The sequence below is a fragment of the Streptomyces alfalfae genome (genome assembly GCF_004127445.1).
Classification (GTDB): domain Bacteria; phylum Actinomycetota; class Actinomycetes; order Streptomycetales; family Streptomycetaceae; genus Streptomyces; species Streptomyces alfalfae.
In genome coordinates this window covers 1-10040 of sequence record NZ_QEXM01000024.1, presented here as the reverse complement: position 1 = coordinate 10040, position 10040 = coordinate 1, and the positions used below count along the sequence as shown (strand labels likewise).

Genomic DNA, 10040 nt, shown 5'->3' with positions numbered 1-10040 from the left:
CTAGTACTGCAACGGTGCTTGCCGTGACTGGTGGCCAGGTTGGTCGTTGGTGTGGTTATGGGTGGGGACCTTGCTGATGTCAGGTTGTGGGCGGGCGAACTGGAAGCTGTGCATGGGCGGTTCGTGCACCGTTTCAGCAGGTCGGAGCCGCGGGAGTCCGCACTGGCTTATATGCGGGGCCTGATCGCTCCGCTGCAGCGGAAAAACGGCTGGACGCTGGCGGAAGAAGCCGGCCACGCAGGCCCGGACCGCATCCACCGGATGCTGAACCGGATCGATTGGGACGCTGACGAGGTGCTCGACGATGTGCGTCAGTACGTGGTCGACAACCTCGGCGACCCCGGCGCCGTCCTGGTCGTGGACGACACGGGCTTCCTGAAGAAGGGCACGCAGTCGGCAGGGGTGCAGCGGCAGTACTCCGGAACCGCCGGGCGAACGGAGAACTGCCAGGTCGGCGTCTTCCTCGCCTATGCCACCGACCGCGGGCGGACGCTGATCGACCGGCGTCTGTATCTGCCCACCTCCTGGACCGACGACCGCGAAAGATGCCACGGGGCCGGCATCGGCGACGAGGTCGCCTTCGAGACCAAGGTGGCCATGGCCAAGGCGATGGTCCGCCGCGCGATCGCGGACAAGATCCCGTTTCGGTGGGTGACCGCGGATGCCGCCTACGGGTTCAGCAAAGGTTGGCGCTCCGAGCTGGAGCGGGCGGACGTCTTCCACGTCATGGCGACCACCCGGCACGACACCGTGGTCACCCGCTGGGCCATCGACCATCCCGTCCACGACCTGTTCAACGGCCTTGCCCGGCAGAAATGGAAACGTCGTTCCTGCGGCAACGGGGCTCACGGCCTGCGAATCTATGACTGGGCACGCGTCGAGGTGCGACCGTGGCACCGGCCCGACCGCCGCCACTGGGTGATCGCCCGCCGCAGCATCGCCCGACCGCAGGAGATCTCCTACTACATCGCCTACTGCCCCGCCGGAACCACGCTGGATGACCTGATCCGCATCGCGGGCAGCCGGTGGGCCATCGAGGAGTGCTTCCAGAGCGCCAAGCAGGAATGCGGACTGGATGACTACCAAGTCCGCCGCTATCCCGGGTGGCACCGCCACATCACCCTCGCCATGGCCGCCCGTGCCTGCCTGACCGTCCTGCGAGCCCGAGAGCTGGACGCAGGGAAAGCAGAAACGGATCCTCCCAGCTCATCCACCTCAGCCTCGCCGAGGTACGACGGCTGATCACCCGCCTCACCAACCGCCGGCCCACACCCGTCGAGCACATCCTGCACTGGTCGACCTGGCGCCGACGACGACAGCACCAGGCCCGCACCAGTCACTACAAACAACGCGGACACATCCCCTGACCTGGCCACCAGTCACGGCAAGCACCGTTGCAGTACTAGGGCGCGCAAAACGACTCACGCTGGCGGAGCCGCCACAACAGGTTTCCTTGCCCGCAGCCGTTCAAGAGCTCGCTGTCCGGAGCCTCCTTGTAGGCCCCTGGGCCCGTATTGAAGTGGCTACGGTGCCGGACGCGGCCGGGGATCGGGGCACGCTCCGGGCGCGCTGGAGACCACCGCCGCCCCATAGGACAGAGGCTGACTCGGCCGGTGACGCCGCCGACTGGGGCCTGTACGTCACGGTGCGCCGTGACCCGGTGACCGGCGTCCTGGCGGAGGTCCGGGTTACCTCCCCGCGCCGCTCGTAGCGGACTTCCGTCACGCCGCGCTGCGCCGTGACACACGAGACCCCGGGCCCTATGGGCCGGACCAGGGATCTCGCTGCGGCGGGGAGCGGTCCGCTTGAGGTAGTCCACAGTGGGACTGGTCCGGGAACACTCCCGGAAGTTCGGACTGAGATCAGCGCGCGGCCTACTCACCTGCTCATCTGGCGCGCTGCTCTGCGGATGGCCTCCGCGTACGGCGCATCAAAGGCGCGGGTTGCCGGGTCGAGGTCGGCGTAGGGGATCAGCGCTTCGTGAGCGCTGTTCACTGTCTGCATCCACGCGGACCAGGCGTCGTGGACATCCTCGTCGGTCACCTCCGCCCCCTTGGCCTTCAGAAGGACTGCGTACATGCGGAACAGGGCTGCCGATTCTTCGGGAGGTTCAGCGTCCGGAGGGAGACAGGAGCGGATCAGGTCGGCGAGAGGATCGAGGTAGGTCACGTCGTCAGTGTGCCCACAAGCAGGAGTAGATGCGCCGCGACGAACACCAGGGGCACGACGCGTTCAGACGTACCCAGCTCGGCGTAGCGCTTGCGCCAGCCGGAGATTGGGTCCCGACGCAGGGCCTCCCACTCGTCCGCGAAGATCTTGACCGGGAGGCGTTCCTCAATCTTGTTGATGCCCTGGAACTTCGCCGTGTTGAGGTCCCGGTAGCTGCGGAGCTGTAGCCACCAGGTACCCGACAGTGTCACTCCTGCCAGTGCCACGGCTGTTGCTGCCCACCAGGGGGACTCGGCGAGTTTCGGGAATCCAAAGCCTACGAGGCCGATGAACGCGGTCTGGACGGACAGGAAGAAGGCGTTGGCAGTTCCTCTGCGCGCGGAGATGCGGTCGGCCATCTCGACGGCGAGCTTGTAGAGCTCGAGGGTTTCCGCCCGCTCATTCGGATGAGGGGGAGTCGTCACCGACCGCCTCCGACGAGGGTCTTGAGGTTCTCCCACGTCCACTTGTAAACCTTGTCCGTGGTCCTCGCTGAGGTCGGCTTCTTGCCGGTCGAGCCGGCGTACCCGTTCAGGAGGAAGTAGTCGATGTTCTCCTCCTGGGCGATCTTGAGCTCGATGGCCACGCCAACGGCCTTGTCGGTGTGGTCACCGCAGAGGACGATGACAATGTCCGACGCCCTGATCCTCATGCGCGCCTTGTCTTTCCAGTCCGGAGACGCCTCCTTGATCGACCAGTCATGGATCTCGAAGGGCGAGTCAGGGTTCTTGGCCTGTCCGATCAAGAAGTCCTTGAGGGTTTTGTCGTAGTCGTAGTCGAAACTAACGAAGACGCGCTTCGGCATCAGTGGGTCCTTACTTCAGTTGAGGTGCCTCTGCGCATCGTAAGATCAGGCACTGACAGCGATCATTGGATATTCGGGTTCGCGGTGCTCAGTGCTCACGCTTGCACCGCGCCCCGGCGACCGGCGTCGTCCTGGCGGAGGTCCAGGTCACCATCCCGCGCCGGCGGTAGCCGCCGACCACCTGCTGGTCAGGACGAAGGGGCGGGCTGCCCGCCCCACGTCACGACTTCCACGCGTCAGGCCAACGGCACGCTGCGGTCGGCGCGGACGACCGTCCCGTCAGCCAGCCCTATGTAGGGCCGCATCTGCGTGTACGGGATGCGCTGCTCTCGCTCCACACGCCGCAGCTCATCGGCTCGGATCAGGAACCGTGCGGGAGGGGCGCCGGGAGCGAGCACGTGGGGGAGCGGAGTTGCCCAGTTCTCGCCTCGCGTGACGAACATGCGCCGGTCACCGGGGAGCTCGATACCCCAGCTGGTGATGGCAATCGGCTGGTCACCGGTATTGACTGCCTCCACGCTGACGAAATGATCGCCCAAGTCCTGGCTTCCGTCGGGCAGGTCATAGACAGGGATGGAATTGGAGACCTGGAGAGTGATCCGGGGGCCTACGGGAGCGGGCAGGTAGCTTGCGATGTGAAAGCGGTTCTCCTGCTGGTTGTGGTTGCCGACCTGCAGGGCGGAGGGGCCGTTGAAGGTGTTGCCGACCACGCCCTGGCGGGCCGCGAACTCCCGCTGCTCGGCCACCAGCGCCTGAAGCTCGGCCGCGACCTGCTGCTGCTCGGAGTCCTCCAGGTTCTCCAGGAGCGACTCGAAGCGGGTCTGCCACGATGCCTCCTGGCGCAGGCGCGTCCGATCCGTCTCGCCGACGGCGTCGGCTTCCTCCAGAGCCTGCGCAGTGCGGTCCAGGCAGTGGGCGAGGATCGAGCCGTTGTTGCCGGACCGGGCGCCGAAGCGGGGTGGTCGGTGGCGTGATCACCGGCAGGTGATCGAGGCGATCGCGTTCAAGTACCGCACCGGCACTCCGTGGATGGGCCTGCCGGAGCACTTCGGGTCGTGGAAGGGCGCCCACAACCGGCTTCGGAAGTGGGCGGCCGACGGCACCTGGGAGAAGGTCTTCACCGCCCTGCTCGCCCAGGCCGACACCGAAGGCGACCTCGACTGGATCGTCGCGGTCGACTCCACGATCGTCCGGGCTCATCAGCACGCTGCCGGGGCCCGTCAAAAGGGGCTCCGGCCGGTGAGCCGGACGACCATGCCCTCGGCCGGTCCCGCGGCGGGCTGACGACCAAGGTCCACCTCGCCGCGGACAGCAGATGTCGGCCGCTCGCGTTCGTCCTCACGCCCGGGCAGGCTGGGGACGCGCCTGCGTTTCCCGCGGTCATGGCCCGCTTACGAGTGCCGCGGCCGGTCGGTCGGCCCCGGACCACACCGGAGACGGTGCTGGCGGACAAGGCGTATTCATCCCGGGCGATCCGGGCCCGTCTGCGCCGGCGTGGAATCCGGGCGGTGACTCCGCAGCCGGCCGACCAGGCCGCGAACCGCAGACGCCGCGGCCGGCTCGGAGGCCGTCCGCCGGCCTTCGACCGCGAGGCTTACAAGCAGCGCAACACGGTCGAGCGGTGTATCAACAAGCTCAAGCAGTGGCGCGGCCTGGCCACTCGCTACGACAAGACCGCCACCATCTACCTCGCCGCACTCCACATCGCCGCCATCTTCATCTGGTCAGCAAGATGATCCGAAAGAAACGGCCTAGCGGTCCGCTGATCCACCAGTCCCCACAGCCCGCCGTCGCGGTAGCGGGCCCGCATCCGACGCACCGTCACCGCGCTGGTCGGCATACCCGCCGCCGACAGCTCTGCCGCCTTCGCCTCCTCCCGCTGCGCCAGCGTCCGCACCTCCGGGTCGTACTCAGCCCGCGCAGGGCCGGCCGCACCGGACCCGCCGGGGTGCCCCGTCTCCACCTCCCGCACGTGCCGCTCCCAGACAAGCGCCCGCTCCCGCACCGGCGCGGGCAACGACTCCAGCAAGCCCAGTGGCGGCACCCGGCAGACGGCGGGCGCAGCCACAACCTCGAACCCCTCGTCGGCGAACAACAGCGACAGCAGCAGCGCCACCATCTCGCCGTTCTCGGCGATCAGCCGCACCTGCCCGCCAGCGAGGGCCGCTACCGTCCAGGCCCGCCCCTCGAACCGCACCCGGGACCCCACCTCGACCACCGGCCCGCCGAACCCCCGGCCCCTCGCCCCCATCACGCCGCCGGCGCCCACACCGGCATCCGCTCATGCATGGGAGCACCCAGATCCGCGGACAGCCGCCCCGCCCACAGAGCATGGAACAGCGCGGGGAGGACCACCATCGGATCCCCGGTCCGGCGCACGCCTTCCCCCAGCGGCGTACGGCCGGCGAACGACTCCCGCAACGCCGCAGCCAGCCGCTCCGATCCGCGGTACCGCGGATGTCGGAACCCGGCCAGCCACGTCACGTTGCGCCGGTACACCGGATCGACTGGCCCCAACACCCAGTACCGCCACCTCACCGCCACACACACCTCGCCGACCGCCGCCGCGAGGGACCGTTGCCGCTGCGAAAGCTCCCGTCCGGCGGTGCAGTCTGCCAAGACCCCCTGGCCGTCGGCGAGCCGGAGCATCAGTTGCGGCGCATGCGTACGTACTGCGCCCGGCACCCGCCACCGCAATTCCAGCGGTCGGCTGGCCAGACCTTGGACGCGTGGATCGCGGTCGAGCAGCATCAGATGCAGCCGCATTGCCCCAGACCCGTAGTGCACGAGCCCTCCGGTGGTCGCCGACCACCACCATCCCGGCGCCGTGCGCCTGCCCTTGCGGGATGAAAACGGCCGCAGAGGCGGACACTCCTCGAAGACCACTTCGGCGGCCGCCTCCGACCACCGCGAACACTCCGTCGTCCCGTCCGCAGCCAGAAACCGCACGTCCACCGCTCCGGCATCAGCCGGCCCGGTCCCCTCCACACCCCACTCCGCGCGCCGCAACACACAGAGCCAAACGGCTCATCAGCTCATCGGGTAATGGGCATAACAAGCCAAACGGGGAAACGCATGCCACAGATCCAGGCCCGCCCGTGCCGTCGGGGCGCCCCGCCCCCGAGGCCTGCTGTGGGATGCGCCCGACTCCTCCACCGTCCGGCCGGGGGCCTTCGCACGAGGCCGCCCGCTGCTGCACATTTGGGCGATCACGCCCGGCAGCTCCTTAGCCTCGCAGTCCGTGCGGCTATGTCCATCGCATGCCGATGGCGGACAGTTGCTCGCGCCGGTCCTCCGAGAGCGTCGCCGCACGCGAGCGCTGGTTACTGACCCACGCCCCCAGACGAAAAGGCAGTGCCGATCCCTTGTCTGAGACCACGGTCTCGACGTGCTGGCGGGAGACGTTCAGATGGCCCTCGCGTTCGTAGAACTGGCGGGCTGCTGCCAGGTTCATGGCCCATTTGTTGGCCTGGCTGGTCCGGGGCTTGGGTTTCTCGTCGTCGGTGGCGGGTTGGATGCCGAGGATGTGCTCACACATCCACTGCTGCACGGTGCTCAGCTTGTCGAAGCCGAACCGCTGCGCTTTGACCCATCGTCCGAGGTCTTCGCCCTGGTGCACGACAACACCCGGGCCGGGCAGCACACCGCCCTGCTCCAGGTGTTGCCGGACGAGGTGGAAGCATCGCTGCCACTCCACCGGCCAGGCAGGGCACCATGACGGGTCGATGTCCTCGAGCTGCTCGCGCCGCTCCTGGGACAGCGCCCCGGCCGCTGACTGCACGGGCAGGCCGTTGGCACGGCGCTGGTCGATCTCGGCGGCCTTTCGGGCGGCGGCGCGCGCGTTCTTCAGCCAGATGCCCACCCGGTACCCCTGGTAGGTGGCGTCCAGTGGCGCCAAGAGGTGGCCCGCCTCGGCCGCCCACCCGCGTGCGGCGGCCAGGCCTTCCTCCCAGGCGACGTCGAAGTGCGACCAGACCATGCTCAGCTTCTCCAGCTGCTTGATGCGGTCTTCGTCCATGTCGCCGCGGGCGTAGAAGCGCCTGTTGTCGGCGATCCATTGCCCCAGTGGGAACCCGGCGAGCGAGGCTGGCCACCCCTCGCCTTCGGTGTCGGCCTCATCCCCGGCCGGGACGCGGAACGTGAACGGCACCTTCAAGTCGCCGTGCTCGCGGGTGTAGATGACGGCCGCCTCCACGCCGCGCCGCCAGTGCTCGTGCTCGGGGTTGAGGACCCGCAGGTTGATGAACGCGGCGAGGGCGGCCGGGTCGCGAGGTGTGGAGAACTTCAGCAGCTCCCGGGCTGGCACCGACAGCGGGTCGCTGCGGTCGCTCTCGGCTCCCTCGCCTTCCGCCCCGCTGCGGCTCTGAACACCCCTGACACGGCTTGGTGCCTGTTGCTCGACGAGCTGCTCCACGACCCGGGTGTCGTGCGCTCTGAGCGCTTCAAGCAGCTTCGCGAGGCCGCCGTACGCCCGGCTGGTGAGCATGTTGTCGGCCGTCTCCCCGGGCCCGAGCAGGACGGGTACGACGAGGGAGGCGGTCTTGCCTTCGCCGGGCTGCGTGCGCAGGGCGCGGCCGACGGCTTGGACGAGGTCGGGCATGGAGCCGCGGACGTCGGCGAAGTAGACGGAGTCGCAGTTCTTGGTGTCGACGCCCTCGCCCAGCACCTTCACCGAGCCCAGGTAGCTCTTCTCCGCGACTGTGCCGTCCGTGGCGACCCCGGCCGCGAACTCGTCCAGGACGCGTCGCCGGTGGCCTGGTTTGTGGTCGCCGCACAGCCAGTTGGCCCAGATCGTCTTCGGGTACAGCTCCGGGTCCGCGTCGTGCAGCTGCGCGGCGACGTCGGAGAGGCCGGCCGCGAAGGCTTCGGCCTCCTTCACCATGTGGTGGAAGACGAGGGTGCGGCGGAAACCTTCCTCGGCTGACGCCTTCACCAGAGCGGTCTGCAGGGCCGCGAGCCGGGCCCCGCGTACCTGCTCGGAGCGCGCGTCCTCGCCCAGGAGCTGGGCGGCCTGGAGCTGGGTGTCAGTGATGTCCAGGCACACCACCTGGTAGGGGGCGCAGATTCCCCGGTCGATGGCCTCCGAGAGCGTCAGGGTGAAACACCTGCTGCCGAACGGCCCGTCCGGATCGTCGTCCATCGAGGCCACCAGTTCACCTGGCGCGCCCTGCTGGGAGTCCTCGTCGAGCTGCCACAGCCGCGGTGTGGCGGTCATGTAGAGGCGGCGCAGGGCGGGGATGCGGGTGTTGTCGTGGACGACTGCCCACGGCCGGCCGATCCGGCCCGAGACCCTGTGCGCCTCGTCCACGATGATCAGCGACCACCCGGGAAGGCCGGAGGCGTGCGCGCGTTCCAGGGTGCCCAGCCCGAGCGAGGCGTACGTGGCGAAGACGGTGACCTTGTCGAACGGCCGCACCCAGGCGACCAGCTCGTCCGCGTCCGTGGTGTTCGGGAAGGACACATCCTCTCCCCGCAGGGACGAGACTCCGATCATGGGCCCGCGACGGCCGCCTTCGCGCCACGCGGCCTCGGTCTGGGCGAGGAGGTCCAGCGAGGGCACGAGGACGAGCACACGGCCTGCACGGAGTTCCTCCGCGCTGCGGGTGGCGACGAGGGTCTTCCCGGTTCCGGTCGCCATGATCACCTGAGTCCGCAGTCCCCGTTCCGGCACAGTAGATCGTGCAGGCAATTCGAGCGCGCGGAGTACCGCGTCCACGGCTTCTCGCTGGTGAGGACGGAGTTCCTTCACAGCCATTCCGATCTACCCTTTTCTGCAGGGTCGGACGAGAGATTCCACCCGTCAAAAGCGAGCAACCAGCCTGTAACCGCCATGCGATGGGCCTCGGCGCCACCATCACGACACCGCGTTCACCCCTCCGCGCCGGGACATGGGCGACTGCCTTGCAGCGGCACACAGACCCCGCAACCGGGGAGGCATCTGAATCCAGAGTCTATCGCAAGTAAAAAATGAAGCAGACATTCTAGAGAGTCTACGCCGATGCCATGGGTACTCGACATCCATCACTGTCCGCCCTGACCTGGAGAGCCATGACGCACAAGACTGAAGACGACGAGGGAAACCGGTTCTGCAAGGCGTGCGGCACGCCCGCCGAAGACGGGAAACTGTGCAATCACTGCGGTGCCGTCCTGGACCTCCCCGATGACGCGGGGCTGATCGAAGACCAAGGCGCAGCGGTACGACGTGACTTCGAAGGACGCACCGCGCAGCACGAGCAAAAGTAATCGAGACGGCAGTGGCGAACCCCAGCCGCTGAGCAGCGTGCCCTGGAGTACACGAGCCCGCATCGCATCCACAAGCTGATCACCTCGTGGCCCTGCGAGCCGTGCGGCAACTGCGCCAGGTCCGCGTCTTCGGCGCGGTGGGCGTCCTGCTGTGGGCGGTATCGACCGCCTGGACAAGCCGGCAGTCTCCCGGGAGCCGGCAAATGTGGGCATCCGTCCTGCTACCGGCCATCTTCACCGTCCTCCTGCTCACGGCCTCCCTGTGGCTACAGCGTTCCAGGCCGCAGGCTCGGCCGGCGCTGCGCACCACGCCGCATCACGAAGGGCGACTGCACCACGCGCGCACGCCTGACGCACCGCCATACGATCGCCGGCCAGCGGGACCAGCCGAGGTGGCCCACCCCGTATCGGGCTGCCTGCCCCTTGCAGGCAGCCCGGCGGCCCGTGACGTCACGCCTCGGCGTCCTCGAAGCCGGCGAAAGGGCATGTCTATTGCGGTAGTTGGCGGCAAGGCATTCGGGGAAGGGAGGCGTATATGGGGCAACGCCCGGATTCTCGTGTTCCGCCGTCATGGACGAGGCCAGGTAACCGTTGGGGGCCGCGACTGTATTGGCCGATGCTGTGCCTGAGTATCGGTCTGCTGGTGTGGCGGGTGATCGATGGTGACAGCGCGGTGCGCATCGTGATGGGGGCCGGCCTGGTCCTCATGTGGATCTGTCTCATAGCTGCCAACCGGGCTGCACGGCGCAAGGAGGCCCGCCGAGAGCTGCCCTCGTAGCCAGCC

10 protein-coding genes are annotated in these 10040 nt (G+C 68.3%); 3 read left to right on the top strand and 7 right to left on the bottom strand.

Annotation, left to right across the window (positions count from 1 at the left end; translation table 11 throughout):
* Positions 1 to 57: 57 nt before the first annotated feature.
* Entirely contained in the window at positions 58 to 1242 is a 1185-nt protein-coding gene (locus DCW30_RS09535) for an IS701 family transposase (RefSeq protein ID WP_076688319.1), read from the top strand.
* 636 nt (positions 1243 to 1878) lie between these two features.
* On the opposite strand, the gene DCW30_RS09520 is transcribed toward DCW30_RS09535, so the two are convergent.
* The 4 genes from DCW30_RS09520 to DCW30_RS09505 form a co-directional block, all read right to left on the bottom strand.
* Entirely contained in the window at positions 1879 to 2169 is a 291-nt protein-coding gene (locus tag DCW30_RS09520) for a DUF7701 domain-containing protein (RefSeq protein WP_076681580.1), read from the bottom strand.
* The gene (locus tag DCW30_RS09515) at positions 2166 to 2633 is read right to left on the bottom strand and encodes a RipA family octameric membrane protein (RefSeq protein ID WP_076681574.1); all 468 of its coding nucleotides are present in this window, start codon (positions 2631 to 2633) and stop codon (positions 2166 to 2168) included. Before DCW30_RS09515 ends, DCW30_RS09520 begins: the two co-directional genes overlap by 4 nt.
* The gene (locus DCW30_RS09510; protein ID WP_076681572.1) at positions 2630 to 3013 is read right to left on the bottom strand and encodes a TIR domain-containing protein; all 384 of its coding nucleotides are present in this window, start codon (positions 3011 to 3013) and stop codon (positions 2630 to 2632) included. Before DCW30_RS09510 ends, DCW30_RS09515 begins: the two co-directional genes overlap by 4 nt.
* Before the next feature lie 236 nt (positions 3014 to 3249).
* Complete coding sequence (locus DCW30_RS09505) at positions 3250 to 3759, bottom strand: hypothetical protein (RefSeq protein ID WP_076681570.1); 510 nt, start codon at positions 3757 to 3759, stop codon at positions 3250 to 3252.
* Positions 3760 to 3910: 151 nt separating this feature from the next.
* Here DCW30_RS09505 and DCW30_RS09500 point away from each other — a divergent pair.
* Positions 3911 to 4749, top strand: a protein-coding gene (locus tag DCW30_RS09500; RefSeq protein ID WP_418346890.1) for an IS5 family transposase whose coding sequence is annotated in 2 segments (ribosomal slippage) — positions 3911 to 4247 and positions 4247 to 4749 — 840 coding nt in all. Because the reading frame shifts where the segments join, the coding sequence is not laid out codon by codon here.
* Here DCW30_RS09500 and DCW30_RS09495 read toward each other — a convergent pair.
* From DCW30_RS09495 to DCW30_RS09485, 3 genes are all read right to left on the bottom strand, one after another.
* Entirely contained in the window at positions 4698 to 5210 is a 513-nt protein-coding gene (locus tag DCW30_RS09495) for a hypothetical protein (RefSeq protein WP_206269281.1), read from the bottom strand. The genes DCW30_RS09500 and DCW30_RS09495 overlap by 52 nt on opposite strands.
* 53 nt (positions 5211 to 5263) lie before the next feature.
* Positions 5264 to 5899, bottom strand: coding sequence for a TnsA-like heteromeric transposase endonuclease subunit (locus DCW30_RS09490; protein ID WP_237283508.1), 636 nt, complete (start codon positions 5897 to 5899; stop codon positions 5264 to 5266).
* 361 nt (positions 5900 to 6260) lie between these two features.
* Positions 6261 to 8768: a DEAD/DEAH box helicase gene (locus DCW30_RS09485; RefSeq protein WP_076681564.1), complete on the bottom strand. Its 2508-nt coding sequence runs from the start codon at positions 8766 to 8768 to the stop codon at positions 6261 to 6263.
* A 293-nt stretch (positions 8769 to 9061) separates the two neighbouring features.
* Between DCW30_RS09485 and DCW30_RS09480 the strand changes: the two genes are divergently transcribed.
* Complete coding sequence (locus tag DCW30_RS09480) at positions 9062 to 9256, top strand: hypothetical protein (protein ID WP_076681562.1); 195 nt, start codon at positions 9062 to 9064, stop codon at positions 9254 to 9256.
* Positions 9257 to 10040: the final 784 nt, after the last annotated feature.

Bases quoted from the DNA above. Each gene is read 5' to 3' on its own strand.
- DCW30_RS09535 (WP_076688319.1), top strand. From the start codon at position 58: ATGGGTGGGGACCTTGCTGATGTCAGGTTGTGGGCGGGCGAACTGGAA.
- DCW30_RS09510 (WP_076681572.1), bottom strand. From the start codon at position 3,013: ATGCCGAAGCGCGTCTTCGTTAGTTTCGACTACGACTACGACAAAACC.
- DCW30_RS09485 (WP_076681564.1), bottom strand. From the start codon at position 8,768: ATGGCTGTGAAGGAACTCCGTCCTCACCAGCGAGAAGCCGTGGACGCG.
- DCW30_RS09480 (WP_076681562.1), top strand. From the start codon at position 9,062: ATGACGCACAAGACTGAAGACGACGAGGGAAACCGGTTCTGCAAGGCG.